Source organism: Streptomyces sp. JLBG701 (assembly GCF_058544905.1).
Window position 1 is genome coordinate 3,086,659 of record NZ_CM178588.1, and the last position, 26,867, is coordinate 3,113,525.

The 26,867-nt window shown below is 71.0% G+C and carries 22 protein-coding genes; 7 read left to right on the forward strand and 15 right to left on the reverse strand.

All coding sequences use genetic code 11. The features are described 5' to 3' along the window. Position 1 precedes the first annotated feature (1 nt). From pgeF to rsmH, 12 genes are all read right to left on the reverse strand, one after another. A complete protein-coding gene (gene pgeF, locus AC5DRG_RS14115; RefSeq protein ID WP_491810754.1) occupies positions 2-733 on the reverse strand; it encodes a peptidoglycan editing factor PgeF in 732 nt (243 codons plus the stop codon). Further along, the gene (ftsZ, locus tag AC5DRG_RS14120) at positions 730-1,917 is read right to left on the reverse strand and encodes a cell division protein FtsZ (RefSeq protein WP_491810756.1); all 1,188 of its coding nucleotides are present in this window, start codon (positions 1,915-1,917) and stop codon (positions 730-732) included. The genes pgeF and ftsZ overlap by 4 nt, the downstream gene beginning before the upstream one ends. A gap of 278 nt (positions 1,918-2,195) precedes the next feature. Then, the gene (locus AC5DRG_RS14125) at positions 2,196-2,996 is read right to left on the reverse strand and encodes a cell division protein FtsQ/DivIB (RefSeq protein ID WP_491810758.1); all 801 of its coding nucleotides are present in this window, start codon (positions 2,994-2,996) and stop codon (positions 2,196-2,198) included. Positions 2,997-3,021: 25 nt separating this feature from the next. Continuing rightward, positions 3,022-4,119, reverse strand: a complete 1,098-nt coding sequence (gene murG / locus AC5DRG_RS14130; protein ID WP_491810760.1) for an undecaprenyldiphospho-muramoylpentapeptide beta-N-acetylglucosaminyltransferase — start codon at positions 4,117-4,119, stop codon at positions 3,022-3,024. Positions 4,120-4,125: 6 nt separating this feature from the next. After that, the gene (gene ftsW / locus AC5DRG_RS14135) at positions 4,126-5,481 is read right to left on the reverse strand and encodes a putative lipid II flippase FtsW (RefSeq protein ID WP_491810762.1); all 1,356 of its coding nucleotides are present in this window, start codon (positions 5,479-5,481) and stop codon (positions 4,126-4,128) included. 190 nt (positions 5,482-5,671) lie between these two features. Further along, positions 5,672-7,096, reverse strand: a complete 1,425-nt coding sequence (gene murD / locus AC5DRG_RS14140; protein ID WP_491810764.1) for a UDP-N-acetylmuramoyl-L-alanine--D-glutamate ligase — start codon at positions 7,094-7,096, stop codon at positions 5,672-5,674. Next, complete coding sequence (gene mraY, locus AC5DRG_RS14145; protein ID WP_491813035.1) at positions 7,078-8,148, reverse strand: phospho-N-acetylmuramoyl-pentapeptide-transferase; 1,071 nt, start codon at positions 8,146-8,148, stop codon at positions 7,078-7,080. Before mraY ends, murD begins: the two co-directional genes overlap by 19 nt. Further along, a complete protein-coding gene (locus AC5DRG_RS14150) occupies positions 8,148-9,554 on the reverse strand; it encodes a UDP-N-acetylmuramoyl-tripeptide--D-alanyl-D-alanine ligase (protein WP_491810766.1) in 1,407 nt (468 codons plus the stop codon). Before AC5DRG_RS14150 ends, mraY begins: the two co-directional genes overlap by 1 nt. A gap of 4 nt (positions 9,555-9,558) precedes the next feature. Next, positions 9,559-11,079: a UDP-N-acetylmuramoyl-L-alanyl-D-glutamate--2,6-diaminopimelate ligase gene (locus AC5DRG_RS14155; RefSeq protein WP_491813036.1), complete on the reverse strand. Its 1,521-nt coding sequence runs from the start codon at positions 11,077-11,079 to the stop codon at positions 9,559-9,561. Positions 11,080-11,254: 175 nt separating this feature from the next. Beyond that, positions 11,255-13,204 carry a peptidoglycan D,D-transpeptidase FtsI family protein gene (locus AC5DRG_RS14160; RefSeq protein WP_491810768.1) on the reverse strand — a complete coding sequence of 650 codons (1,950 nt, stop codon included), beginning with the start codon at positions 13,202-13,204 and terminating at the stop codon, positions 11,255-11,257. 5 nt (positions 13,205-13,209) lie between these two features. Continuing rightward, positions 13,210-13,785 carry a cell division protein FtsL gene (gene ftsL / locus AC5DRG_RS14165; protein ID WP_491810769.1) on the reverse strand — a complete coding sequence of 192 codons (576 nt, stop codon included), beginning with the start codon at positions 13,783-13,785 and terminating at the stop codon, positions 13,210-13,212. A gap of 169 nt (positions 13,786-13,954) precedes the next feature. Beyond that, entirely contained in the window at positions 13,955-14,911 is a 957-nt protein-coding gene (rsmH, locus tag AC5DRG_RS14170; RefSeq protein WP_491810771.1) for a 16S rRNA (cytosine(1402)-N(4))-methyltransferase RsmH, read from the reverse strand. Between the two features lie 345 nt (positions 14,912-15,256). Here rsmH and AC5DRG_RS14175 point away from each other — a divergent pair, with 345 nt between their 5' ends. The 4 genes from AC5DRG_RS14175 to AC5DRG_RS14190 all read left to right on the forward strand — a co-directional run bounded on the left by AC5DRG_RS14175 (position 15,257) and on the right by AC5DRG_RS14190 (position 20,827). Further along, complete coding sequence (locus AC5DRG_RS14175; protein ID WP_491810773.1) at positions 15,257-15,805, forward strand: beta-class carbonic anhydrase; 549 nt, start codon at positions 15,257-15,259, stop codon at positions 15,803-15,805. A 236-nt stretch (positions 15,806-16,041) separates the two neighbouring features. Next, entirely contained in the window at positions 16,042-17,085 is a 1,044-nt protein-coding gene (locus AC5DRG_RS14180) for an AAA family ATPase (protein ID WP_491810775.1), read from the forward strand. Continuing rightward, the gene (locus AC5DRG_RS14185) at positions 17,085-18,449 is read left to right on the forward strand and encodes a DUF58 domain-containing protein (protein WP_491810777.1); all 1,365 of its coding nucleotides are present in this window, start codon (positions 17,085-17,087) and stop codon (positions 18,447-18,449) included. The genes AC5DRG_RS14180 and AC5DRG_RS14185 overlap by 1 nt, the downstream gene beginning before the upstream one ends. Beyond that, on the forward strand, positions 18,446-20,827 hold the full coding sequence (locus tag AC5DRG_RS14190) for a transglutaminase TgpA family protein (RefSeq protein WP_491810779.1): 2,382 nt from the start codon (positions 18,446-18,448) through the stop codon (positions 20,825-20,827). Before AC5DRG_RS14185 ends, AC5DRG_RS14190 begins: the two co-directional genes overlap by 4 nt. Positions 20,828-20,947: 120 nt before the next feature. Here the strand turns inward: AC5DRG_RS14190 and AC5DRG_RS14195 are convergent, their stop codons facing one another. The 3 genes from AC5DRG_RS14195 to AC5DRG_RS14205 all read right to left on the reverse strand — a co-directional run bounded on the left by AC5DRG_RS14195 (position 20,948) and on the right by AC5DRG_RS14205 (position 23,159). Next, positions 20,948-21,352, reverse strand: a complete 405-nt coding sequence (locus AC5DRG_RS14195; RefSeq protein ID WP_491810781.1) for an SCO2097 family morphological protein — start codon at positions 21,350-21,352, stop codon at positions 20,948-20,950. A 276-nt stretch (positions 21,353-21,628) separates the two neighbouring features. Further along, on the reverse strand, positions 21,629-22,399 hold the full coding sequence (locus tag AC5DRG_RS14200; RefSeq protein ID WP_491810783.1) for a methyltransferase: 771 nt from the start codon (positions 22,397-22,399) through the stop codon (positions 21,629-21,631). A gap of 196 nt (positions 22,400-22,595) precedes the next feature. Beyond that, positions 22,596-23,159, reverse strand: coding sequence for an SAV_6107 family HEPN domain-containing protein (locus tag AC5DRG_RS14205; RefSeq protein ID WP_491810784.1), 564 nt, complete (start codon positions 23,157-23,159; stop codon positions 22,596-22,598). Between the two features lie 170 nt (positions 23,160-23,329). Here AC5DRG_RS14205 and AC5DRG_RS14210 point away from each other — a divergent pair, with 170 nt between their 5' ends. The 3 genes from AC5DRG_RS14210 (at position 23,330) to AC5DRG_RS14220 (ending at position 26,770) form a co-directional block, all read left to right on the forward strand. After that, positions 23,330-24,022, forward strand: coding sequence for an ATP-binding cassette domain-containing protein (locus AC5DRG_RS14210; protein ID WP_491810786.1), 693 nt, complete (start codon positions 23,330-23,332; stop codon positions 24,020-24,022). Beyond that, on the forward strand, positions 23,994-26,078 hold the full coding sequence (locus tag AC5DRG_RS14215) for a YhgE/Pip family protein (protein ID WP_491810787.1): 2,085 nt from the start codon (positions 23,994-23,996) through the stop codon (positions 26,076-26,078). The genes AC5DRG_RS14210 and AC5DRG_RS14215 overlap by 29 nt, the downstream gene beginning before the upstream one ends. 62 nt (positions 26,079-26,140) lie before the next feature. After that, positions 26,141-26,770, forward strand: coding sequence for a TetR/AcrR family transcriptional regulator (locus AC5DRG_RS14220; RefSeq protein WP_491810789.1), 630 nt, complete (start codon positions 26,141-26,143; stop codon positions 26,768-26,770). Positions 26,771-26,867: the final 97 nt, after the last annotated feature.

Genomic DNA, 26,867 nt, shown 5'->3' on the forward strand with positions numbered 1-26,867 from the left:
ATCAGTCCAACCAGACATATCCCGCGAGTCGCCCTGTCGTGCGATCGCGGCGGTACGAGAAGTGGTCGCCCGATTCCCGGGTGCACACCGGCGACTGCTCCCGGTCGTGCACCCCGAGCCTTTCGAGCTGCGCGTGCACTCCGGCGGTCACATCGACCGACGGTGTGCCCCAACTCGTCTCGGCGTACGCCGCCGGTTCGACCGCGGCGACCTCGGCCCGCATGGCTTCCGGCACTTCGTAGCACCGGGCGCAGACGGCGGGCCCGGTGCGGGCGACGATCCGGGCGGGCTCGGCGCCGAGTTCCACCATGGCCGCTACGGCGGCGGGGACGACCCCCGCGACCATCCCGGGCCGTCCCGCGTGGGCCGCGGCGGCGACCTTGGCGACGGGGTCGGCGAGCAGCACCGGTGTGCAGTCGGCGGTGAGCACGGCGAGGGCGAGTCCGCGGCGGGCGGTGACGATCGCGTCGACGGACGGGATCTCGGCGGCGGAGCCCCAGGGCCCGTCCACCACCGCCACGTCGTCGCCGTGCACCTGGTTCATCCAGACCACCCGGTCCGGCTCAAGCCCCAGCGACTTCGCCGCCAGTTCGCGATTGGTGCGCACGGAGTCGGGGTCGTCGCCGACCGCTCCGCCGAGGTTGAGCTCCTCGTACGGAACGGCGCTCACCCCGCCCCACCTGTCGGTGAAGGCGAAGTGCGCGCCGCTCACGGTGTCGCGAGGACTTATCACTTGAGGAAGTCCGGCACGTCCAGCTCCTCGGCCGCGCTGTCGGAGTAGCTCCGCGACGGCGGGACCGGCGGGGAGACCGGGATCTCGTTCGCCGGCTCCGGAGCGGGCGCCTCCTCCTTCGGCGTGACGCTGCCGAGCGAGCCGAAGGACGGGCGGCTCTCGGTCTGCCGTACCGGGGTGGGCTCGTCGCGCTTGGCTCCGGCCGAGCCGAGGATGTTGTCGCGCCGGGTCGGCGGCTGGCCTCCATCGAAGCCGGCCGCGATCACGGTGACCCGCACCTCGTCGCCGAGGGCGTCGTCGATGACCGCACCGAAGATGATGTTGGCCTCGGGGTGCGCGGCCTCGCTGACCAGCTGGGCGGCCTCGTTGATCTCGAACAGGCCGAGGTCGGAACCGCCGGAGATGGAGAGCAGGACGCCGCGGGCGCCGTCGATGGAGGCCTCCAGGAGCGGCGAGGAGATCGCCATCTCGGCGGCGGCCACCGCGCGGTCGTCGCCGCGGGCCGAGCCGATGCCCATGAGGGCCGAACCGGCCTCGGACATGACCGACTTGACGTCGGCGAAGTCGAGGTTGATCAGACCCGGCGTGGTGATCAGGTCGGTGATGCCCTGGACACCGGAGAGCAGGACCTGGTCGGCCGACTTGAACGCATCCAGGACCGAGACCTGGCGGTCCGAGATGGACAGCAGCCGGTCGTTCGGGATGACGATGAGGGTGTCGACCTCTTCGCGGAGTTCGGCGATGCCGTCCTCGGCCTGGTTGGCGCGGCGCCGTCCCTCGAAGGTGAACGGGCGCGTGACCACGCCGATGGTGAGGGCGCCGAGGGACCGGGCGATGTTGGCCACGACGGGCGCGCCGCCGGTGCCGGTGCCGCCGCCTTCACCGGCCGTCACGAAGACCATGTCGGCCCCCTTGAGGACCTCCTCGATCTCCTCGCGGTGGTCCTCGGCGGCCTTGCGTCCGACGGCCGGGTTGGCGCCGGCGCCGAGTCCGCGGGTGAGTTCGCGGCCGACGTCGAGTTTGACGTCGGCGTCGCTCATCAACAGCGCCTGCGCGTCGGTGTTGATGGCGATGAACTCGACGCCCTTGAGACCGACCTCGATCATCCGGTTGATGGCATTGACACCACCGCCGCCGACACCGATGACTTTGATGACTGCGAGGTAGTTCTGCGGTGCTGCCACGTCGAAGGCCTCTCGCCTCGAGTTACGTGTCGACGCTTCGCGAGCTTGCCGCGATCCGCCGACTGATGCCGAATGGGACGGTCCGAACGCCGACCCGAACCCTAACGTTGAAGTTTAGGGTTACCAGTGTGTCTGTTCCTTGGACTCTTCCGAACAGGACACTAAGTCGACAAGTGGCGCACGTTCAACGAACACGCCGAACCTCCCGTTTTTCTTTTCACCCTATGTGATCAGCCGTAGCAGTGCCCAACCAGGGTGCTGGCCTGCGCTGATGTGCGTCAACTCCCTGATGACGCAGGGGCCGTGGGAACGCTGACATCGAAGTGCCGGGCATCCGGCGCGGCTTTCATGAGGGCGAGAAGTGTGCGAGCCTTCGCGCGACCGCTCTCGGCGCTCCCCCAGGAGACGACCCGGCCGCCGCTCAACTCCAGCGAGATGTCGTCGTACGAACGGACCTTGACGGTCCGGGTGTCCCGCGCGACCGCGGCCGGAATCCGACCGGCGACCCGTACCGCCTCGCGCACGAGCCGGTCCTCGCCGAACCGGCGCAGGCTCGCGGCGCTCGAACCCGACCGGGAAACCGTCAATTCCAGTGCGGGAACGCCTTTCGGGGCCTGGGAAACCGTGGCGAATCGGACACCTTCGTCGTCCACTTCGACGTACTTGCCCGCATTATCTGGGTTTTTCAGAATCAGGACCGGGGTGCGCTCGACCACTTTCAGCCCGATTCCATGAGGCCATGAGCGAACGACGTCAACCGAGTCAATTCGGGGCAATTTCCGGCGCAGTCGGGCTTCCATCGCATCGGTGTCGACGGAAATCAGCGGCGCTCCGACCGGTACGTCGGCGGCCTCGCGCACCTGCTCGGGCGTCAGAACTCCGGTCCCGGAGACGGATACCCGCTCCACGCGCAGCCACTGTGAGCCGTACAGCACCCAGACCGCACCGGCGCCGAGGACCGCCAGAGCGGCGGCCGAGATGATGATCGTACGGAGGCGGGGCGGTCGCCGCCTGAGCCGGGGCGGGCCGGACGACTCCTCCTGGCGTTCACCGCGTTCGGCGGTCGTCGCTCCGGCCACGCTTCCTGCCTTCCCTCAAACGTTCCTAGTGCCGTGCCCGGTGCGCGGCGATCGCCTCGTACACCATGCCGACGAGCAGGTCGTCGGCATCCCGGCGGCCGAACTCGCCCGCCGCGCGGGACATCTCGTACAGCCGGTGCGGGTCGGCGAGCACGGGCAGGACGTTGCGCTGGACCCACTCGGGGGTGAGTTCCGCGTCGTCGACCAGGAGACCGCCGCCCGCCTTGACCACCGGCTGGGCGTTGAGCCGCTGTTCGCCGTTGCCGATGGGCAGCGGGACGTAGGCGGCCGGGAGTCCGACGGCGGAGAGCTCGGCGACGGTCATCGCGCCCGCGCGGCAGAGCATCATGTCGGCCGCGGCGTACGCGAGGTCCATCCGGTCCACGTACGGTACCGGGATGTACGGGGGCATTCCCGGCATCTGGTGGACCTGGGGCAGTTCGTTCTTCGGGCCGACCGCGTGCAGGATCTGGATGCCCGCCTGCTGGAGGTAGGGCGCGACCCGCTCGACCACCTCGTTGAGGTGCCGGGCGCCCTGGGAGCCGCCGGAGACCAGCAGCGTGGGCAGGTTCGGGTCGAGGCCGAAGGCGGCGCGGGCCTCGGGGCGGACGGCGGCCCGGTCGAGGGTGGCGATGGAGCGGCGCAGCGGGATGCCGATGTAGCGGGCCCCGCGCAGCTTGCTGTCGGGGGTGGAGACGGCGACCTGGGCGGCGTACCGCGAGCCGATCTTGTTGGCGAGGCCGGGGCGGGCGTTGGCCTCGTGGATCACGATCGGCACGCCGAGGCGCTTGGCGGCGAGGTAGCCGGGCAGCGCCACATAGCCGCCGAAGCCGACGACCGCGTCCGCCTTGGTGCGCTCCAGGATCTGCTCGGCGGCCTTGATCGTGCCGCGCAGCCGGCCCGGGACGGTGATCAGCTCAGGGGTGGGCTTGCGCGGCAGCGGTACCGCCGGGATCAGTGCGAGGTCGTAGCCCCGCTCCGGTACGAGCCGGGTCTCCAGGCCGCGCTCCGTGCCCAGGGCCGTGATCCCCACCGTGGGGTCCTGCCTGCGCAGGGCGTCCGCGAGGGCGAGCGCGGGCTCGATGTGGCCGGCGGTCCCCCCACCAGCGAGTACGACATGCACCGAAATTCACCGCTCTCCGGACGCACGCGCCGCCGAGGCACGCCGTCGCATCGTGTTCCATCTCCGGGGCCCCGAAGGTCCCCCGGCCCCCCGCTTTCTACCAAAGCGGGGTTGCCGCATCGCAAGCGCCGCCCGCGCAGCGGGTTCGTCGCGTGCGAAGGCGATCAGCAACCCGATGGCGAACATGGTCGGCAGCAGGGCGGAACCCCCGTAGGAGAACAGCGGGAGCGGGACGCCGGCGATCGGCAGCAGGCCGAGCACCGCACCGATGTTGATCACCGCCTGAGCGGTGATCCAGGTGGTCACGCCTCCCGCGGCATACCTCACGAAGGGGTCCTCCGTGCGTCCGGCCACGCGGATACCCGCATAGCCTAGAGCCGCGAAGAGGGCGAGCACCGACAGCGTCCCCGCCAGGCCCAGTTCCTCACCGGTGACGGCGAAGATGAAGTCCGTGTGCGCTTCGGGGAGTTGACCCCATTTTTCCACACTCGCGCCGAGCCCGGAACCGAAGAGTCCGCCGGAGGCCAGCGCGTAGATGCCGTGCACGGCCTGCCAGCAGTCGGCGGCGCCGGTGCCGGGCTCGGTGGCGCCGATGCAGGCGAACCGGGCCATGCGGTTCGGGCTGGTCTTGATGAGGATCAGCCCGATGAGACCGGCGACGGACAGCACGCCCACGAACAGCCGCGTCGGCGCCCCCGCCAGCCACAGCATGCCGAACAGGATCGCCGTCAGGATGATCGCCGTACCCATGTCGCCGCCGAGCATGATCAGACCGAGCAGCATGAAGGCGACCGGGACCAGCGGCACCAGCATGTGCTTCCACTGGGTCAGCAGCTTCTTGTCCTGCTTGCGGGCCATCAGGTCGGCGCCCCACAGCACCAGGGCGAGCTTGCCGAACTCGCTGGGCTGGATCTGGAAGGAGCCGCCGAGCGAGATCCAGTTCTGGTTGCCGTTGACCGCCATCCCTATCCCCGGCACCTGCACGAGGATCATCAGGAAGACGGAGCCGGCGAGGATCGGGTAGGCCAGCGCCCGGTGCAGCTTCACCGGCATCCGCGAGGCGGCGATGAGCAGGCCGGCGCCGATCGACGCGGCCAGCAGCTGCTTGCGGAAGAAGTACGAGCCCGGCAGCGACATCTGCAACGCCGTGATCTGGGAGGCCGAGTAGACCATCACAAGGCCGAGCCCGGTGATCAGCAGACTGCCGCCGAGGATCAGGTAGTAGGCGGTCAGCGGCCGGTCCCAGGCGCGGCGGGCGTTGCCGTAGAGGCGGCGCAGCGGGTTGTCGCGGGGCGGCCGGGGGGCCGCGGGTCGTCTCGGGGCCCGCTGAACCGGCGGACGCCCGGTGCGGCTACTGGGCATCCCTGGCTCCTGCCGGGCGGTGGAAGTGCGTCCCGTCGGCGGTCCCACCAGGCCGTTCCGGCACCGGCCACGGGACGGGCCCGCACAGCGCCGTACCGTCGGCGGCCGTCCACCGACCACACCCGAGCCACATCCGAGTCACCCGTCCCTCCAAGCGTCCCGAAGCACCCGCCGCGGCTGAGACCCGCCGTCAGGCACCCGCTCCGAGTTCGCGAACCGCCTCCGCGAACGCGTCACCGCGCTTGTTGTAGTTGGCGAACATGTCCATGGAGGCGCAGGCCGGGGCCAGCAGCACCGTGTCGCCTGCGGCGGCGAGTCGCTGAGCCTCCTGGACAGCCGCGAGCATCGCCCCAGTGTCGGTCCGGTCGAGGTCGACGACAGGTACTTCCGGGGCGTGTCGCGCAAGGGCTTCTCGGATCAGCGCACGATCCGCACCGATGAGGACGGCACCGCGAAGTCGCTTTGCCGACTTGGCGACCAGCTCGTCGAAGGTCGCCCCCTTCGCCAGTCCGCCGGCGATCCACACGATCGACTCGTACGCCGCCAACGAGGCTTCCGCCGCATGCGTGTTGGTGGCCTTGGAGTCGTCGATGTACGCGACCCCGGCCACGTCGGCGACGTGCGCGATGCGGTGCGCGTCCGGGGTGAAGGCCCGCAGCCCGTCCCGTACGGCCTTGGCGGGCACCCCGAAGGCGCGGGCGAGGGCCGCCGCGGCAAGGGCGTTGGCGATGTTGTGCGGGGCCGGCGGATTGACGTCCGAGACCTCCGCCAGCTCCTGGGCGTTCTTCTGCCGGTTCTCGACGAAGGCTCGGTCGATCAGGATGCCGTCGACGACGCCGAGTTGGGACGGCGCGGGGGCACCGAGGGTGAACCCGACGGCCCGGCAGCCCTCTTCGACATCGGCCTCGCGGACCAGGTCCTCGGTGGCCTTGTCGGCGACGTTGTAGACACAGGCGACGCGATTGCCCTCGTAAATACGGCCCTTGTCGGCGGCGTACGCCTCCATGGAGCCGTGCCAGTCGAGGTGGTCGGGTGCCAGGTTCAGTACGGCGGCGGAGTGGGCGCGCAAGGAAGGCGCCCAGTGGAGCTGATAACTCGACAATTCGACTGCCAGGACGTCGTACTGCTCCTCGCCGAGCACCGCGTCCAGCAGCGAGACTCCGATGTTGCCGACGGCTGCCGTGCGCAGACCCGCCGCCTTCAGGATCGAGGCGAGCATCTGGACGGTCGTGGTCTTGCCGTTGGTGCCGGTGACGGCCAGCCAGGGGGCCGCGTCGGGGCCGCGCAGGCGCCACGCCAGCTCGACGTCGCCCCAGACCGGGACGCCCGCCTCCGCCGCCGCGGCGAACAGCGGCTTGTCGGGCTTCCAGCCCGGCGCGGTGACGATCAGTTCGGTGCCGGTCGGCAGGGTCGCGCCGTCACCGAGGCGCACGGTGATGCCGAGCGCCTCCAGTTCCGCGGCCTGTTCACGCGCGCGTGCGTCGTCGCCGTCGTTGACGACCGTGACGTGCGCGCCGAGGCCGTGGAGGACCTTGGCCGCCGGGATCCCGGAGACGCCGAGCCCGGCGACGGTGACGTGCTTGCCCTGCCAGTCGGTCACTTGTCTGCTGCCCATCCCGCGTAGAAGAGCCCCAGGCCGACGATCACACAGATGCCCTGGATGATCCAGAAGCGGACCACGATGAGCACTTCGGACCAGCCCTTGAGCTCGAAGTGGTGCTGGAGTGGCGCCATCCGGAAGACCCGCTTACCGGTGAGCTTGAAGGAGCCGACCTGGATGACCACCGACATGGTGATGAGGACGAACAGGCCGCCCATGATGGCCACCAGCAGCTCCGTGCGGGAGAGGATGGCCAGGCCCGTGACGACACCGCCGAGGGCGAGCGAACCGGTGTCCCCCATGAAGACTTTGGCCGGCGAGGTGTTCCACCACAGGAAGCCGAGACAGGCACCCATCAGCGCGGAGGAGACGACCGCGAGGTCGAGCGGGTCGCGGACCTCGTAACAGGCGCCCGGGTTGGTCAGATCCAGCGCGTTGGCGCACGACTCCTGGAACTGCCAGACGCCGATGAACGTGTAGGCGCCGAAGACCAGCACGGAGGCGCCGGTGGCGAGGCCGTCCAGACCGTCGGTGAGGTTCACGCCGTTGGACATCGCCAGGATCATGAACAGCGCCCAGACCACGAACAGCACCGGGCCGATCGTCCAGCCGAAGTCCGTGATGAACGACAGCTTCGTGGACGCCGGGGTGTTGCCGCGCGAGTCCGCGAACTGCAGCGACAGCACCGCGAAGGCGATACCGACGGTCAGCTGGCCGGCCATCTTCGCCTTGGCCCGCAGACCGAGCGAACGCCGCTTGACGATCTTGATGTAGTCGTCGAGGAAGCCGACCAGGCCCATGCCCGCCATCAGCCCCAGCACCAACACCCCGGAGAAGGTGGGCTGGTAGCCGGTGATCAGCTTGCTGAGGAAGTAGGCGGCGATGGTCGCGAAGATGAAGGCGATGCCGCCCATCGTCGGCGTACCGCGCTTGCTGGCGTGCTCGCGCGGGCCGTCGTCGCGGATGTACTGGCCGTAGCCCTTGCGGGCCAGCAGCTTGATCAGCAGCGGCGTGCCGACCAGCGTCAGGAAGAGGCCGATGACGCCCGAGAACAGGATCTGCTTCATCATCGGGCATCGACCCCGCCCTCGGCACCGGCCGCGACGAGCGCCTGCGCCACGCTCTCCAGACCGACCGACCGGGACGCCTTCACGAGTACGACGTCTCCCGGGCGCAACTCGCTGCGCAACAGGTCGACCGCCGCCTGTGCGTCGGACACGTGCACCGACTCCTCACCCCACGAACCCTCGTTATATGCGCCCAGTTGCAGCCAGGAGGCCTCTCGGTCCCCGACCGCGACGAGCTTGCCGACATTGAGCCGGACGGCGAGCCGTCCGACCGCGTCGTGCTCGGCGAGCGCCTCGTCCCCGAGCTCGGCCATCTTGCCGAGCACCGCCCAGGTCCGCCGCCCCTTGCCCATGGCCGCGAGCGCGCGCAAAGCGGCTCGCATGGACTCGGGGTTCGCGTTGTAGGCGTCGTTGACGATCGTCACGCCGTCCGGGCGCTCGGTGACCTCCATCCGCCAGCGGGAGAGGGAGCCCGCCTGGGAAAGCGCGGTGGCGATCTCTTCCGCGGACATGCCCAGCTCATGGGCGACGGCGGCCGCGGCGAGCGCGTTCGACACGTGGTGCTCACCGTACAGGCGCATGGTCACTTCGCTGCACCCGGAGGGTGTGTGAAGCCTGAAGGCAGGCTGTCCACTGTCCGTGAGTTGGACGTTCTCGGCGCGTACGTCCGCTTCGCCGGACTCTCCGAAAAGGATCACTTTCGCCTTCGTACGGGATGCCATGGCCCGTACGAGGGGATCGTCGGCGTTGAGAATCGCCGCACCGTCTTCCGGCAGACCCTCGACGAGTTCGCCCTTCGCCTGTGCGATCTGCTCGCGTCCGCCGAACTCGCCGATGTGGGCGGTTCCGACGTTGAGGACGAGGCCGATCTTCGGAGGCGTCAGATCCGTGAGGTAGCGGATGTGGCCGAGGCCGCGGGCGCCCATCTCCAGCACGAGGAACCTGGTCTCCTCGGTGGCGCTGAGCGCGGTGAGCGGCAGCCCGATCTCGTTGTTGAGCGAGCCGGGCGTGAAGACGGTCGGCGCCTTGGTGCGGAGCACCTGGGCGATGAGGTCCTTGGTGCTGGTCTTGCCCGCGGACCCGGTGAGGGCCACGAGGGTCGCGCCGAGGCGTCGTACGACATGGCGGGCGAGCGCGCCGATGGCCGTCTGCACGTCCTCGACCACGATCGCGGGCACGCCGACGGGGCGCGACGCCAGTACGGCGACCGCGCCCGCTTCGACGACCTGCCCGGCGAAGTCGTGGCCGTCCACGTGTTCGCCGACGAAGGCGACGAAGAGGCTGCCGGGGACCACCTCGCGGGAGTCCCGGACGACCGGACCGGTGACCTGGACGGACGGATCCGGTATGTCGTGCGTCTGCCCGCCGACGACTTCAGCGATCTCGGCGAGAGAAAGGGCGATCACAAGTTCATCCCTGGGTCTTCTGGATAGCTTCGCGAAGCACCTGGCGGTCGTCGAAGGGACGGACCACCCCGGCGATGTCCTGGCCCTGTTCGTGGCCCTTGCCCGCGACCAGCACGGTGTCCCCGGGCTGCGCGCGGGCGACGGCGGCGGCGATGGCCGCGGCCCGGTCCTCGAAGACCTGCACCTCACCGCGCTCGTGTACTGGCACGGACGCCGCGCCCTCCAGCATGGTTGCGAGGATCGCGAGCGGGTCCTCGGAGCGGGGGTTGTCGGAGGTCAGTACGGCCGTGTCGGCGAGCCTGGCCGCCGCGGCGCCCATCGGCGCACGCTTCGTCCTGTCGCGGTCACCGCCGCAGCCGAGCACGACGTGCAGCCTGCCCTCGGTGACCTTGCGCAGCGCGCGCAGGACCGATTCGACGGCGTCGGTCTTGTGGGCGTAGTCGACGACCGCGAGGTACGGCTGTCCGGCGTCCACCCGCTCCAGGCGCCCCGGCACACCCGGCACCGCGGCGACGCCGTCGGCGGCGGCCTGCGGGTCGAGCCCGGCCTCGGCGAGGGCGACGATCGCGGCGAGGGTGTTGGCGACGTTGAAGGGGCCCGGCAGCGGCGATCTGGCGCTGATCCGCTCGCCCTTGGGGCCGACGGCCGTGAACGTCGAGTCCATCGGGCCGACTTTGACGTCCTCGGCGCGCCAGTCGGCGTCGGGGTGGCCCTCGGCGGAGAAGGAGACGACCGGCACGCCGGCCTCCTCGGTGAGCCTGCGGCCGTACTCGTCGTCGAGGTTGACCACACCGCGGCGGCTGCGTTCCGGCGTGAACAGCTGTGCCTTGGCCCGGAAGTAGTCCTCCATGCCGGAGTGGAACTCCATGTGTTCCGGGCTGAGGTTGTTGAAGACCGCGATGTCGAAGACGCAGCCGTCGACCCGGCCGAGGACCAGCGCGTGGCTGGAGACCTCCATGGCGACCGCGTCCACGCCGCGCTCGCGCATGACGGCGAACAGGGCCTGGAGGTCGGTGGCTTCGGGGGTGGTGCGCTCGGACTTCATGCGCTCGTCGCCGATGCGCGTCTCGACCGTGCCGATGAGTCCGGTGGAGCGGACCGTCTTCAGACCGCCCTCGACGAGATAGGCCGTCGTGGTCTTGCCGGAGGTACCGGTGATCCCGATCTGGAGGAGGTCGCGGCCTGGGTGGCCGTAGATCGTGGCCGCCAGCTCGCCCATCCGCCCGCGCGGGTCGTCGACGACCAGGACGGGCAGGCCCGTCGCGGCGGCCCGCTCGGCGCCGGTCGGGTCGGTCAGTACGGCGGCGGCGCCGAGGCCGGCCGCCTGCGTGACGAAGTCGGCGCCGTGCAGACGGGCGCCGGGGAGAGCGGCGTACAGGTCGCCGGGGCGGACGGCCCGGGAGTCATGGGTGATGCCCGTGATCTCGGGGGCGCTGTCCGGCAGGACGACACCCAGCTGATCGGCGAGCTCCGCGAGGGGTGTGGCGGAGACCTGTACCGGTCGCGGCGGTCCCGGATATGTCACGGGGACGCCCTTCTGGGTGGTTTGGGGCTGATCAGCGGTTGACACGGCGGTGAGCGTACCGGGCGCACCCGCTCCGGAGCGAAGCGAGGGCGCGGGCGGGGCTTGGTTCCCGGGATCGGGAGTGATCGTTGTCACGGGCTCGTTCCTGGCTGGTTCCGTGCTGAACAGGTGCTGATCAGGGTTTGTAGGAGACGGGGAGGTTGGCGGCGGCGGTTCCGGTCGGCGGGACCTGGAGGGTCTTGAGCGCGAACTCCATCACCTGCTTGTAGATGGGTCCGCAGATCTGGCCGCCGAAGTAACTGCCCTTGGTGGCGTTCTGGATGGCGCAGTAGACGGTGATACGGGGGTTGTCGGCGGGCGCGAAGCCGGCGAACGACGAGGTGTAGCCGTTGTACTTGCCGGTGGCCGGATCCACGCGGTTGGCCGTACCCGTCTTGCCCGCGACCCGGTAGCCGGGGATACGCGCCTTGGCGCCCGTACCCTCCTGGTCGTCCACGACCGACTCCAGCATCTTGGCGAGGGTCTTCGCCGTCTTCTCGCTCACGACCCTTGTCTTCTTGGGCGTCGCGGCGGGCGTGAAGCGGCCGTCGGGCCCCGTCGTACCGCGCACCAGGGTCGGCTCGACGCGTACGCCGCCGTTGGCGATCGTCGAGTAGACGGACGCCGCCTGCATGGCGTTGATGGAGACGCCCTGGCCGAAAGGAATCGTGTACTGCTGCGAGGTCGACCAGTCCTGGGGCGCCGCGAGGATGCCCTTGGTCTCGCCGGGGAAGCCGAGCCCGGTGTAGCTGCCGATGCCGAACTTGCGCAGGTAGGAGTAGAGGGTCTGGTTGCTCTGCGCCTGTGTCTTGCCGAGCTGGCCGACCGCCAGGATGGTGCCGATGTTGCTGGACTTGGCGAGGACGCCGTTGAGCGTCAGGTACCAGGTCTCGTGGTCGATGTCGTCCTGGAAGAGCCGGTCGCCGCGGTGCAGCCGGTTGGGCACGACGACATGGGTCTCGGGCGTGGCGACGTTCTCCTCCAGCACCGCGGCCATCGACATGACCTTGGCGGTGGAGCCGGGCTCGTAGGCGTCTTCGAGGCTCCAGTTGTGCAGGGAGTTCGGGTCGGCCTGGGTGAGGTCGTTGGGGTCGAAGCCGGGCGAGTTGGCCATGGCCAGGATCTCGCCGGTCCGGGTGTCCTGCACTATCACGTACCCGCGGTCCGCCTTGGACTTGGCGACCTGCTCGGTGATGGCGTTCTGCGCGGCCCACTGGATGTCGCGGTCGATGGTCAGCTCGACGTCCGAACCGGGCACTGCGGGCGTCTCGGTGGAGCCCGCCGTGGGCACCTGGCGGCCGCCGGACTGGGCGTAGCGGATCTTGCCGTCCTTGCCGGACAGCTCCCCGTTCAGCTGCTGTTCGAGGCCGCCGCCCCCCTTGCCGTCGGCGTTGACCCAGCCCAGTATCCCGGCGGCAAGGTCGGCGTTCGGATAGACGCGCTTGCTGCTGGAGACCGCGAAGACGCCGGCCAGGACGTTGACGGTGGACGGGTCGTCCTTCGCCTTGGCGACAAGCGCGGTCCGCAGGTCCTTGATCTGCTTCCAGACCTGCGGGGTCTGGCGGCGGGCCAGCATGACGTACTGGCCCTTCGTCTTCAGCTTCTTGGTGAGCGCGGCCTGGTCCTGGCCGAGGATCGGCGCCAGGAGGGCGGCCGCCTGCTCGGGCCCGTCGTCGATCTCCAGCTGCTTGCGGCTGAAGAGGGTGGGGTCGGCCGTGATGTCGTAGGCGTCCACGCTGGCCGCGAGGGCCACGCCGTTGCGGTCGGTGATCCCGCCGCGCTCGGCGGCCAGGGTGTAGCCGACGTACCGGTTCTGCTCGGCCTTCGCGGCGTACGTGCTGGCGTCGACGGCCTGTACCTGGAGCAGCCGTACGACGAAGGCGATCAGCACCAGGGTCAGGGCGAGGCTGACCATGCGCAGCCGGGGCCGCGGACTGCCGAGCCTGATGATGCGCGGGCCCGTGGGGCGGGGCGCGGCCGGGCGGCGGGCGGGGCGGGCGCCGGGGCCCGGGCGCCGCTGACCGCCGGGGCGGTCGGGCCGGGCGGGTCCGGGCACACGGCGGCGCGGCGGTTCCCTGTCGGACACTTCCGTCACCTGCCGTCGGTCGTGGTCGTGGAGGGCTCGGGGGTGGAGGCCTGGGGTGTGGAGGGCTGGGGTGTGGAGGGCTGGGGTGTGGAGGGCTGAGGCGCGGAGGAGGTGGGCGTGGGGGTCGCGGTGGGGGGCGTGGTCGGCGCGGCGGTGCCGGCGGTCAACGCCTCGGGGGCCAGGACCAGGGGCACGCTCGCGGCGGGCCGGCGGAGGGCAGTGGCGATGCCGGGTACGCCCTTCACGGTGCCGTCGGGGTCGAGGAAGGCCGGGGTGCCGCCGGGGACCATGCCGAGTTCGCGGGCCCGGCGCTGGAGGGCGTCCGGGGCGGAGTAGGCGTCCACGTCCCGCTGGAGGGACTGCTCCTCGTCGGTGAGGGCCTTGGTGTCCTTCTGAAGGTCGTCAAGCTTGAAGGAGCCTTCGCTGAGTGCGGAGTTCAGCACCAGCAGCCCGATCAGGCCACCGCCGAGAAGGAGGACGACGAGGAGGACGAACGGTGTGCGGGCCGCCTGTCCGGAGCCCGCGGGGAGCAGCCGCGTGAGCCGGGCGGCCCGCCCCCTCAGTTCGGGTTTCCTACTCACTCGCCCTCCCCCGGGTCCGGATTCCAAACCCGCGCATCCGTCCCCAAGTTCGGTGAGTTCGCTGAGTTCGGTGAGTTCGCTGAGTTCGCTGAGTTCGCTGAGTTCGGTGAGTTCGGTGAGTCCGCTTTTCCAACCCGCACACGCGCCCCCTTCGTCTGCCTCGCTCGCCTCATTCGACGGACTCCCTGACGCGCTGGGCCCCGCGCAGTCGTGCCGGTGCCGCCCGCTTGTTCTCGGCGACCTCTTCCTCGGTGGGAAGTTCGGCACCGCGCGTGAGCAGCTTGAGCCTCGGCTGGTAGCGCTCGGGGACGACGGGCAGCCCGGGTGGCGCGGTGTTGGCGGCCCCGGCCGCGAACACCTGCTTGACCAGCCGGTCTTCGAGAGAGTGGTACGACAGCACGGCGATGCGTCCGCCCACGGCGAGCGCCTCCACCGCGGCCGGGATCGCCCGCTCCAGGACGGAGAGTTCGCCGTTGACCTCGATCCGCAGAGCCTGGAACGTGCGCTTGGCCGGGTTGCCACCGGTGCGCTTGGCGGCCTGCGGCAGCGAGTCCCTGATGAGCTCGACCAGCCGCGCGCTGTTGGAGAACGGCTCCTTCGCGCGCTCGCGCACGACCGCGCCCACGATGCGCTTGGCCTGCTTCTCCTCGCCGTACGCGCGCAGGATCCGGACGAGTTCGCCCGGCGGGTAGGTGTTGAGGACCTCGGCGGCGCTGATGCCGGTCGTCTGGTCCATGCGCATGTCGAGCGGGGCGTCCTGGGCGTAGGCGAAGCCGCGGTCGGCCTCGTCGAGCTGCATGGAGGAGACACCGAGGTCGAACAGGACGCCCTGCACGCGCGCGATGCCGAGCCGTTCCAGTACGTCCGGGAGCTCGTCGTAGACCGCATGCACCAGGGTGGCCCGCTCCCCGTACGGTGCCAGCCGCTCGCCGGACAGGCGCAGGGCCTCCTTGTCGCGGTCGAGGGCGACGAGCCGGGCCTCGGGGAACCGGGAGAGCAGCGCCTCGCTGTGGCCGCCGAGGCCGAGGGTGCAGTCGACGACCACCGCTCCCGGTTCCTCCAGGGCGGGGGCCAACAGGTCCAGGCACCGCTGGAGCATCACCGGGACGTGTCGACTGTTGCTCAAGGGGCCCTCTCAGTTCCGGCGCGCCCGAAGCGTCAGCCAGCCGGGAGCGGGAGGAGGCCGAGCCGTACGTACGCGCCGCGTACGCGGGAAGATTCAGTCCAGCAGGGAGAGCCTCGCCTCCCGCTTCGCGTCACTTTAGTCCACGGTGACTCTCGGTCAATCAACCGGCCTGCGCGTCGCGGACCCCGCCTCGATCCGAGCGAGGAAACAACGAAAAAGAGGCAAATCACCCGTTTGGCCTTAGACTCTCCACTCATGTGGGTTACCTCACATGGCGCCCCTATGACTCTCTTTTTCCCTTCTCACAGCAGGACCGGACCACACGTGACCAGTAACGTCATCGGTATGACGACTTCCGCATCGGTACCCGCCGGCTCCGAAAGCGCCATATCCGGCGGCGACACTGTCACCGACCGCCTCGTCGAGGCGAACGGCCAGTACGCCGCCGCGTTCAGCGACCCGGGGATGGACGCCCACCCCGTGCTGCACGTCGCCATCGTGGCCTGCATGGACGCCCGTCTCGACCTGCACGCGGCGCTCGGCCTGGAGCTGGGCGACTGCCACACCATCCGCAACGCGGGCGGGGTCGTCACCGACGACGTGATCCGCTCCCTGACGATCAGCCAGCGGGCGCTCGGGACCCGCAGCATCGTCCTCATCCACCACACCGGCTGCGGCCTGGAGTCCCTCACCGAGGACTTCCGGCACGAGCTGGAGATGGAGGTCGGCCAGCGCCCCGCCTGGGCGGTCGAGGCCTTCCGGGACGTCGAACAGGACGTACGGCAGTCGATGCAGCGCGTGCGGACCTCGCCGTTTCTGGTGCATACCGACGATGTGCGGGGTTTCGTCTTCGACGTGAAGACGGGCCTGCTGCGCGAGATCGACCCGGCGTAACCGGCTTCCGGGACGGTCGTTTCACGAAAAACTTGGGCTCCTCGGCGCCCATAAGGCCGTAGAGCAGACATATCGCGGCCAGTTGTCCACAGTCGAGTGACACGAATCGGTAACGGCAGCAAGAATGCGGGTGTGGTGCCGCGCGGAACTTTTCACGCGTGGTGTCCGTGTTCCAGGGGTGGGCCGGTCCGCATCGTGTGCGTCGGCCCGAGTAAGAACGGGCCGAGGAGGGCCGGGTGACGACCTATGACGATCGAGCGAGCCTTACAGATCTGACCGCCACTGTGGAGCGTGTCCGCAGTTCGGTGGAAGGAGTGATCGAGGGCAAGCCCGAGGTCGTACGGCTTTCGCTGACCGTGCTGCTCGCCGAGGGCCATCTTCTGATCGAGGATGTGCCGGGCGTGGGCAAGACAATGCTGGCCAAGGCGCTGGCACGGTCGATCGACTGTTCGGTGCGGCGTATTCAGTTCACGCCCGACCTGCTGCCGTCGGACATCACCGGCGTGTCCATCTGGGACCAGCAGCGCAGAGACTTCGAGTTCAAGCCGGGTGCGATCTTCGCGCAGATCGTGATCGGCGACGAGATCAACCGCGCGTCGCCCAAGACGCAGTCCGCGCTCCTGGAGTCCATGGAGGAGCGCCAGGTCACCATCGACGGGACGACCTACGAACTGCCCAGCCCCTTCATGGTGGTGGCCACGCAGAACCCGGTCGAGATGGAGGGCACCTACCCGCTGCCGGAGGCCCAGCGCGACCGCTTCATGGCCCGGGTCTCCATCGGTTATCCGAGCGCGGAGGCCGAGCTGCAGATGCTGGACATCCACGGCGGGGCGAGCCCGCTGGACGACCTCCAGCCGGTGGCGCACGCGCACGACGTCGTGAAACTGATCGACGCCGTCCGCGGCGTCCACGTCGCCGACCCGGTCCGGCGGTACGCCGTGGAACTGGTCGCCGCCACGCGCACCCACCCCGACCTCAGACTCGGCGCCTCCCCGCGCGCGACGCTGCACCTGCTGCGCGCGGCGAAGGCGTCTGCGGCCCTGAGCGGCCGTGAGTACGCGCTGCCGGACGACGTACAGGCCCTCGCCGTGGCGGTGCTGGCCCACCGCCTGCTGCCCACGGCCCAGGCCCAGCTGAACCGCCGTACGGCGGAGCAGGTCGTCGAGGAGATCCTCCAGCGCACCGCGGTGCCGGCGGCACCCCAGCAGCAGAGCGGCTTCGGCGGTCTGGGCCGCGGCACACCGCCGGTGTACCCCTCGCAGCCGCCGCGGAGGCTGTGATGACCTCCGGGGGGACGGGGCACGCGGAGAACGACCGGGGCGAGCAGGGCGGCGTGCGCACCGCCCTGGCCGGTCTGACCACCCGCGGACGCTCCTTCCTGGCGGCCGGCATCGCGGCCGCCATCTGCGCCTACGTCCTGGGGCAGAGCGATCTGCTCCGGGTCGGCCTGCTGCTCGCCGCACTGCCGCTGGTGTGCGCGAGCGTGCTCTACCGCACCCGCTACCGGGTGGCCGGCAGCCGCCGCCTCTCCCCCGCGCGCGTACCGGCCGGCTCCGAGGCGCGGGTCCATCTGCGGATGGACAACGTCTCGCGCCTGCCCACGGGCCTGCTGATGCTCCAGGACCGGGTGCCCTACGTCCTCGGCCCGCGCCCCCGCTTCGTCCTGGACCGGGTCGAGGCGGGCGGCCGCCGCGAGGTGTCCTACCGCGTCCGCTCCGACCTGCGCGGCCGCTATCCCCTTGGCCCGCTCCAGCTGCGCCTGACCGACCCGTTCGGCATGTGCGAACTGACCCGCTCCTTCTCGGCGTACGACACCCTGACCGTCATCCCGCGCGTGGAGGCGCTGCCGCCGGTGCGCTTCAGCGGCGAGGCGAAGGGGTACGGCGACGGGCGGCAGCGCTCCCTGGCGCTGGCCGGCGAGGACGACGTGATCCCGCGCGGATACCGCTACGGCGACGATCTGCGCCGCGTGCACTGGCGCTCCACCGCGCGCTACGGCGAGCTGATGGTGCGCCGCGAGGAACAGCCCCAGCGCTCCCGCTGCACGGTCCTGCTCGACACCCGGGGCATCGCCTTCGCGGGCGCGGGCCCGGACTCCGCCTTCGAGTGGGCCGTCGCGGGCTCGGCATCCGTGCTGGTACACATGCTCGAACGGGGCTTTTCCGTACGACTGTTGACGGACACCGGCAACTCCGTACCCGGCGAGGGCGCGGACGGGTTCGCGGGCGCCAACCAGGAGTCGGCGGACGCGGCCGGACTGATGATGGACACCCTCGCGGTGATCGACCACTCGGACGGCGCGGGCCTGTCCCGGGCCTACGACGTGCTGCGCGGCGGGAACGAAGGGCTGCTGGTGGCCTTCTTCGGGGACCTCGACGAGGAGCAGGCCGCGGTGGTCGCCAGAATGCGGCAGCGCAGTGGCGGCGCGGTCGCGTTCCTCCTGGACAGCGACGAATGGATGCGTGAACCGACCGACGTGTCCGGACCTGCGAGCACCATCGACGAACGGCTGCGGCTGCTGCGCGAGGCGGGCTGGACCGCCATCGGCGTGACCCGCGGCGCCGCGCTGACCGAGCTGTGGCGCCAGGCCGACCGAGAGCGCACCGGCATCGGCGCGACGCTCAGTGGGGAGCCCCGGTCATGAGCGGGCGGGCCCGAATGGCGCTGTGTGCCGCGCTGGCCACGCTGGCGGCGTCCTGCGCCCTGATGCCACTGGTCGATCCGGACACGTGGATCCTGCAGGCTGCCTTCCTCCTGGCGATCCAGACGGGCGTGGGCGCACTCGCCCGGCGGGTGCCGCTGGCCCGGGCACTGACCGTGGCGGCGCAGGCGCTCGTCACGCTGATGCTGCTCACCCTGGCCTTCGTCCGGGAGCAGGCCGTCGCCGGGCTGATCCCCGGACCGGACGCCTTCCGGCAGTTCGGCGTCCTGCTGCAGGAGGGCGCGGACGACATCAGCCGGTACTCGATCCCGGCTCCGCTGCACGACGGCATCCGGCTGATGCTCATCGGCGGGGTCCTGGTCATCGGCCTCGCGGTGGACGCCCTCGCGGTGACCTTCCGCAGCGCGGCCCCGGCCGGCCTGCCGCTGCTCGCCCTGTACTCCATCGCCGCGGGACTGTCCGAGGGCGACACCGACTGGGTGTGGTTCCTGGTCGCGGCCGCCGGTTATCTGACGCTGTTGCTGGCCGAGGGGCGGGACCGGCTCGCCCAGTGGGGCCGCGTCTTCGCCGGGGCCTCGCGCACTCCGGGCGACCAGTCCGGCGGCGCGGTGGCACCCGTGCGCACCGGACGGCGCATCGGCGTGGTCGCGCTGGGCATCGCCCTCGTGGTGCCGCTGGCCCTGCCCTCGATGACCGGCGGTCTGCTGGACGGCGCCGGGACCGGCGTGGGCGGCGACGGGAGCGGCGGGACGATCTCCGCGGTGAACCCCCTGGTGTCACTGCGCGACAACCTGAACGTGGAGGACGACCGCGAGGTCCTGACCCTGCGTTCCAACCCGAGTGACGCCTCCGACCAGTATCTGCGGATCGTGTCCCTGGACGACTTCGACGGCACCACCTGGAAACCGTCCCAGCGGCACATCGAGGCGGTGCCGGACGAGTTCCCCACACCGATCGGCCTCGGCGCCGACATCCGGCGCGGGGAGATCAAGACCCGGATCACCGCGGCTGACGGGTACGAACAGAACTGGCTGCCGATGCCGTACCCGCCGAGCGGCGTGGACATCGAGGGCAGGTGGCGCTACGAGCCCGAGGGCATGACCGTCGTAGGCGACAAGGGCCAGAACACGAGCGGCGCCACTTACGAGGTGTCCAGCCTGGACGTGCAGCCGACGGCGGAGCAACTGGCCAACGCGCCGGCCGCGCCGGTGGCCCTGACCCGCGAGTACACCGATGTCCCCGAGTCGCTGCCGGCGGTGGTGGCCAAGACCGCCGACGAGGTGACCGCGGGCGCGACGAACGCCTACGAGCAGGCGGTCAAGCTCCAGGACTACTTCGCGGTGACCGGCGGCTTCCAGTACGACACCCAGGTGCAGGTCGGCACCGGCCCCAACGCGATCGCGAAGTTCCTCAAGGACAGGCAGGGCTTCTGCGTCCACTTCTCCTTCGCCATGGCCGCGATGGCCCGCACCCTGGGCATACCGGCCCGGGTCGCGGTGGGCTTCGCGCCGGGCGCCCAGCAGGGCGACGGTTCGGTGTCGGTGACGCTGAGGGATGCGCACGCCTGGCCCGAGCTGTACTTCGAGGGCGTGGGCTGGACCCGCTTCGAGCCGACCCCGACCCGCGGCACCGTCCCCTCGTACACCGTGACGGACACTCCGGGCAGCACCGTCCCGGACCCGACTCAGCCGTCCGCGGCCGCGTCCACCTCGGCCTCCGCCTCGCCCTCGGCCAGCGAGAGCTGCTCGGCGGCACAGCGGAAGCTGGAAGGATGCGCGAGCCCGTCGACCGGCGCCCTCACCGGCACAAGTGGCGGTGGCCCCGACAACTGGGCGATCTTCTGGTGGACGCTCGCCGGACTCGCCGCGGCGGCCGTTCCCCTGTTGCCGATGCTGCTGCGGCTACGGATACGGGGCGTACGGCTGGGAGCGCACGGCCGCACCGAGGAGGACGCGGCGGTCCACACCCTCGCGGTCTGGCAGGAACTGACCGATACGGCATGGGACTTCGGGATCGCGCCGGACGAGTCGCAGACCCCGCGCAAGGCGGCCGCCCGGATCGTCCGGCTCGGCCACCTCGACCCGCCGGCCGCGGCCGCGGTGCACCGGGTCGCGGACGCGGTCGAGCAGGTCCTCTACGCGCCGAGGCCCCGCCCGACGGCCGGCCTCGCGGACGATGCCCGCCATGTGATCGGCGGCCTGCAGACCACGGCAAGCCGAGGCACAGAACTGCGCGCGATGTTCGCCCCGCGCTCGACCGTACGGGTGGTGTGGGCGGCGTCGGCGTGGTGGGCCGGGGTCAAGACCCGCGCGGCCGCGGCACGACCGACGCTGCGCAAGCCGTCCGGCCAGCAGAGCTGAGCCGGGAGGACGAGGGAATCGTCCCGGACCCCGTGAGGGGCCCGGGCATGCGTGAGGGGGTGACCGCCCGGCTGGGTGGTCACCCCCTCAGGCGTCTGCCTCGGGGTGCTGCTCGTAGATCTACTGACCGCCCTGTTCGTCACGGCGCTTCTGCCAGCGCTGCTCGATGCGGTCCATCATGGAGCGCCGCTGCCGTCCCTGACGTCGGGCGGGCGGAGCTCCGGGGGCACCCGCTGCGGGCTGTTCGCCCGGCTTGGGGGCCTTGCGCCAGCCGGTCACGGCCAGCACGGCACAGCCAAGCATGACGAGGAAGCCCACCACGCTGAGCCAGACCTGCTTGGTGACCATTCCGGCCATGAGGAGCGCGATACCTACAAGGAAGCCCGCGACCGCCTGGTAGACCCGTCGCCGGGTGTACGTGCGCAGCCCGCTTCCCTCAAGCGCTGTCGCGAACTTGGGATCTTCGGCGTACAGCGCTCGCTCCATCTGCTCGAGCATGCGCTGCTCGTGCTCCGAGAGCGGCACGGAGTCCTCCTCATCGTGCAGTCGCCGGGGCGACCCGGGGGGTCCCTTCAGGATAGGCAGGGAATCGCCCCCGTGAAACCCGCCCCTCTACGCCAATTGCCAACCGGAATCCGTCATGGCCGTCTCGGCTCGCTGAGGCTTCCATTCCCCAGGAGCCGACCCGTCATGCCGGGCGGTCTCCCTCGATCATACGGCGCGGGGCGCCCGATCGGGGGGCCTGTGGCGTACTCCATGCGCAGCCAAGGCCCTGATCAGCGCCGCGCCTCGGGAGGCCGCTCAGGCCTCGGCGGCACCCGAAGTCTCACCGAGCACATGAAGCTGCGTGGCCACGGAGTGGAAGGCGGCGAACTCGGCCGCGGCGGCCTCCAGCTTGAGCAGCGCCTCCAGGGCTCCGGGCTCGGTGTCCACGAGGACGCCGGGGACCAGGTCGGCGAAGACCCGCACGCCGTGCACGGCACCGATCGTGAGGCCCGCTCCCTCGACCAGATCGGTGAGCTGTTCGGCGGTGAAGCGGCGCGGCACGGGATCACCGGCGCCCCAGCGGCCGTTCGGGTCCTCCAGGGCCTGCTTGGCCTCCTTGAAGTGGCCGGCGAGGGCACGCGCGAGGACGGCGCCGCCGAGTCCGGCGGCGAGCAGGCTGAGGACGCCCTCGGAGCGCAGGGCGGCGACCACGTTGCGGACGCCCTCGGCGGGGTCGTCCACGTACTCCAGGACGCCGTGGCACAGCACCGCGTCGTAGCCGCCGCGCTCGACCACGTCGAAGAGGCCGTGGGCGTCGCCCTGGACGCCCCGGACGCGGTCGGCGACGCCGGCCTCGGCGGCGCGGCGCTCCAGCGCGAACAGCGCGTTGGGGCTGGGGTCGACGACGGTGACGCGGTGGCCGAGGCGGGCGACGGGCACGGCGAAGTTGCCGCTGCCGCCTCCGGTGTCGAGGACGTCCAGCGACTCCCGGCCCGTGGCCTTGACCCGCCGGTCGAGGGCGTCCTGGAGGACCTCCCAGACCACGGCGGTGCGGAGGGAGGCGCGGGGTCGCATCGGGTCCGGCACTGCAGTTGACTCCTCTGCGCGGCACCGCCTCTGGTGCGGCGGAGCGAACGGGGTGCCCACCCGGCCCGGAGTACGGGCGGAGGGAAGGCTTCAGGCGCCCTCCACCCTATTGCCTCCGCCGCCGTACCCGGCCACCGCGAGGGCGTGCTCCGCGCCGCGTCTCGTACGGCGGACCGCCGGCCCGCCGCCGCCCCGGTCAGCCCGCGTCCGGGATGTCATGCTCGGGGCCCGGGGCGGCCGGCCGGTCGGTGTCCTGGCGTGGCTGTGGCAGGACCGGCTGGAGTACGAGCATCCGCTCGACGAGGCGCAGGAACATCGCCACGTCGCGGATCAGGTCGTCGGCGTCCCGGCGGCCGGCCGCGCCCTGGATGCCCGCCTCGGCCCGGGCACGGCGCCGGGCCCCGGACGCGAACAGCGCGCTCCACTCGGCGAGTTCGGGCGCTATCTCGGGGAGCACTTCCCAGGCGCTCCTGATGCGGGCCCGGCGTCGGGTGGTGGGTTCCGGGCGCCCCCGGGCGGCGAGCACGGCGGCCGCGGTGCGCAGGGCGGCGAGGTGGGCCGTCGCATAACGCTCGTTGGGCGTTTCGAGGACGGCGGCCTCGTCGAGTCCGGCGCGGGCCTGGGCGAGCAGGTCGAGGGCTGCGGGCGGGGCCGTGGCCCGGCGGAGCACGGGGTGCACGTCGCTCGCCGGGCCGGTCAGTGAGGGGGCAGGGCCGGTGGCGCGGCGCCGACGGGCGGCGGCTGCGGACGAGTTGGCCATGACGAACCTCCTGTCGTCGTGTGACGGCACGCCCTGTCAAGTGGTGCCGTATGTGCCCATCGTGCGGTATGCCACTGACAATCCGTTCTGACCTGCGCTTTTGCTTCGATCGAAGGTTCGGGTTAGTTTTTGCACTGACCAGTCAGTTCAAATTCAGGGGGCGGGGAACCGTGGGTGGGGTCGGTGTCACAGCCGAGGGTTTCGGGCTCAAGGGGCCGCGTGGCTGGGCGTTCCGGGAGGTTTCCCTGGAGGCCGGGCCCGGCTCGTTGATCTCCGTCGAGGGACCGTCCGGGTCGGGGCGTACGAGCCTGCTGCTCGCGCTGACCGGGCGGATGAAGGCGTCGGAGGGCACCGCGTCCGCGGGCGGGTTCGGGCTGCCCAAGCAGTCGGCCGCCGTACGCCGCGTCAGTGCGCTGGCCAACGTCGCCGGGGTCACCGACCTCGATCCGGCCCTGACCGTCGGGGAGCACCTGCGCGAACGGGCGCTGCTGCAGCGGCGGTTCGGGGACTCGGTTCGTGAGTCGCTGCGGCCTCGGGCCGAGCGTTCGGCCGAGGCGAGGCTGCGGATCGAGCGCGCGCTGACCGCCGCCGGTCTCGACCGCGAGGCCCTCCCCAAGGGTTCCCGGACCGCCGTACGGGATCTGGAACGGCCTCAGGAGCTGCGGCTGTCCATCGCTCTGGCGCTCATCGGACGGCCGGCGCTGCTCGGCGTGGACGACATCGACCTCAAGCTCTCGGATTCCGAACGCGCGGAAGTGTGGGGCCTGTTGAAGTCGCTCGCCGAGGCCGGAACGACAGTTGTGGCCGTGTCCACCGAGGGGACGGAGAAGGCCGATGCACGCGCCCAGACTGGCCGCGCTTGAGCTCAGGCGCTTCGGCAGGGGGAAGCTGCCGCGCGCCGCCCTCGTCGCGCTTCTGCTGCTGCCGCTCCTGTACGGCGCCCTGTACCTGTGGTCCTTCTGGGACCCGTACGGCCGCCTTGACCGCATCCCGGTGGCGCTCGTGAACGCCGACAAGGGCGCGAGCGCCGACGGGAAGAAGGTCACGGCCGGCGACGACATCACCGCCGGGCTGCGCGACAGCGACGTCTTCGACTGGCACGAGGTGAGTGCCGCCGAGGCACGCGCGGGCGTGGAGGACGGCACGTACTACCTGTCGCTGACCATGCCGGCCGACCTCAGCGAGCGGATCGCGTCCAGTGCGGGTGACTCCCCGGAGACCGGCGCGCTCCAGGTGCGGACGAACGACGCGAACAACTACATCGTCGGCCAGATCTCGCGGACGGTCTTCAGCGAGGTGCGTACGGCCGCGTCCACGAAGGCGTCGCGGTTCTTCCTCGACAAGATCTTCATCTCGTTCTCCGACATTCACGATTCGACCGTCAAGGCCGCCAAGGGTGCCGACCAGTTGGAGAGCGGCATCGGGAAGGCCGAGCAGGGCTCGAAGGACCTCGTCGACGGGCTGGCGGACGCCAAGGAGGGCAGCGGCCGGCTGTCCAGCGGGCTGAAGAAGCTCGACGCGGGCGCGGGTGACCTGGAGGACGGTTCGCAGCAGGTCGCGCAGGGCACGCAGACTCTCGCCGACCAGGTCAACGGGGTCGCGGGGAAGGTGGGCCCCTTCATCGCGGAGAACGAGAAGGCCATCGGTGACACGGCCCGGCTGGTCGCCGACTCGGCTGGAGCGATCCGCGACAACCTGGACACGCTGGTGAAGGCGGCCCCGGTCGCCGCCAAGGGCGCCCGAGCGGCCTCCGACACACTGGACGCGGTCTACAACAGGCGCTGCGGGACCGCCGTACTGCCCGATGCGGCCTGCTCGGACCTGAAGAAGGCCAGGAACGCGGCCGCCGACGTGGCGACGATCGCCGGCGACGTCGACACGCTGGTCGCGGACCAGGACGGCGACCTGAGGAAGCTCGACAAGAACCTGGCCACGCTCCAGACGCAGGCGCAGGCACTCGCCGACCGCGCACCGCGCCTCTCCGAGGACCTCGCCACCGCCGTCGCCAAGGTCAACGAACTGAACGAGGGGGCCGGGAAGGTCGCCGCGGGCGCGCAGCGGTTGCACACCGGGCTCGGCACGGCCAGGACCGGTGCGTCGGACCTCGACGAGGGCGTCGGCGAGCTGAAGACGGGTGCCGAGGACCTCAACGGCGGCATGTACAGGCTCGTCGACGGCTCCGGGGAGCTGGCCGGCGGTCTGCACGACGGCGCGGAACAGATCCCCGACTACGACGAGCAGGCCCGCGACCAGCGCACCGAGGTCATGGCGGACCCGGTCCAGCTGGCCTCCAGGGACCTGCACAAGGCACCCAACTACGGCACCGGTTTCGCCCCGTACTTCATCCCGCTGTCCCTGTGGGTGGGCGCGATGGTGGCCTACATGCTGATCGCACCGCTCAACCGGCGTGCGCTCGCCACGGGCGCCTCGGCCTGGCGGATCGCGTTGGCGGGCTGGCTGCCGGTGGTGGCGATAGGCATGCTGCAGACGGTGGCGCTGATGGCGGTGCTGCACTGGGCGATCGGCCTGGAGATGGCGCGGGCGGCCGGGACGGTGGGCTTCCTGTTCCTGGTGACGGCGTGCTTCGCGGCGATCGTGCAGTGGCTGAACGCCCGCTTCGGAGCGGCCGGCCGAATCCTCGTCCTGGCCCTGCTGATGCTGCAGTTGACGTCCGCGGGCGGCACGTACCCCGTGCAGACCAGCCCGGAATTCTTCAACGCACTGCACCCCTTTCTGCCGATGAGTTACATCGTCGAGGCCCTGCGCAGGCTCATCACGGGCGGCGGTCTGGGACCGGTGTGGCACGCGTGCGTGGTGCTGACGGCCTTCACCGCGGGCGCCCTCGCGCTGACCGCCGTATCGGCCCGGCGCCGGCAGGTGTGGACGCCGGCCCGGCTGCACCCGGAGCTGAGCCTGTGACCCCGCCCAGGACCTCCCGGCCCGTGCGGCCTCCCGGGGCCGGGCCTGTGACAATCAGGGCCATGGAAAGCAGCAGCGCCCCGTCGGGCGGCAGCACGCGCCGCGAGGCCACCCGGCAGAAGCTCTACGAGGCCGCCGTCACCCTCATCGCCGAGCAGGGCTTCTCCGCCACCACGGTGGACGAGATCGCCGAGCGGGCCGGAGTCGCCAAGGGCACGGTCTATTACAACTTCGCGAGCAAGTCCGTCCTCTTCGAGGAGCTGCTGCGGCACGGCGTGGGCCTCCTCACCGCCTCCCTCCGGGAGGCCGAGGAGCAGACGGCCCGGGACGGCGGCACCAAGGTCGACGCCTTGGACGCGATGATCCGCGCGGGCCTCGGTTTCATCGCCCGCTATCCGTCCTTCACCCAGCTGTACGTGGCCGAGCTGTGGCGCACCAACCGGGCCTGGCAGTCCACCCTGATGGTCGTCAGGCAGCAGGCGGTGGCGGTCGTCGAGGGTGTCCTGCGCGAGGGCATCGAGAACGGCGAGTTCAGCGACGAGATCGACGTCCAGCTGACCGCGGCCGCACTCGTCGGCATGGTGCTGGTGGCCGCCCTGGACTGGCAGGCGTTCCAGCCGGAACGGTCACTGGACGACGTACACGCGGCACTGTCCCGACTGCTCCAGGGACGCGTGAGCGGCAGGCGGTAGGCGCACGCGCGCGTGGAAGGCACAGACGAAAGCGCCGGTCCGATGTGGCCGCGTCCCCCGCGGGCCACTCGAACCGGCGCTTCCCTCTTGCTCCCCC

Coding starts and splice junctions, on each gene's coding strand:
- AC5DRG_RS14205 (WP_491810784.1), bottom strand. CDS start 23,159: ATGGCCAACTCGTCCGCAGCCGCCGCCCGTCGGCGCCGCGCCACCGGC.
- murD (WP_491810764.1), bottom strand. CDS start 7,096: ATGGGCAGCAGACAAGTGACCGACTGGCAGGGCAAGCACGTCACCGTC.
- AC5DRG_RS14215 (WP_491810787.1), top strand. CDS start 23,994: ATGCACGCGCCCAGACTGGCCGCGCTTGAGCTCAGGCGCTTCGGCAGG.
- AC5DRG_RS14190 (WP_491810779.1), top strand. CDS start 18,446: ATGAGCGGGCGGGCCCGAATGGCGCTGTGTGCCGCGCTGGCCACGCTG.
- AC5DRG_RS14185 (WP_491810777.1), top strand. CDS start 17,085: ATGACCTCCGGGGGGACGGGGCACGCGGAGAACGACCGGGGCGAGCAG.
- mraY (WP_491813035.1), bottom strand. CDS start 8,148: ATGAAGCAGATCCTGTTCTCGGGCGTCATCGGCCTCTTCCTGACGCTG.
- AC5DRG_RS14175 (WP_491810773.1), top strand. CDS start 15,257: ATGACGACTTCCGCATCGGTACCCGCCGGCTCCGAAAGCGCCATATCC.
- AC5DRG_RS14220 (WP_491810789.1), top strand. CDS start 26,141: ATGGAAAGCAGCAGCGCCCCGTCGGGCGGCAGCACGCGCCGCGAGGCC.
- ftsW (WP_491810762.1), bottom strand. CDS start 5,481: ATGCCCAGTAGCCGCACCGGGCGTCCGCCGGTTCAGCGGGCCCCGAGA.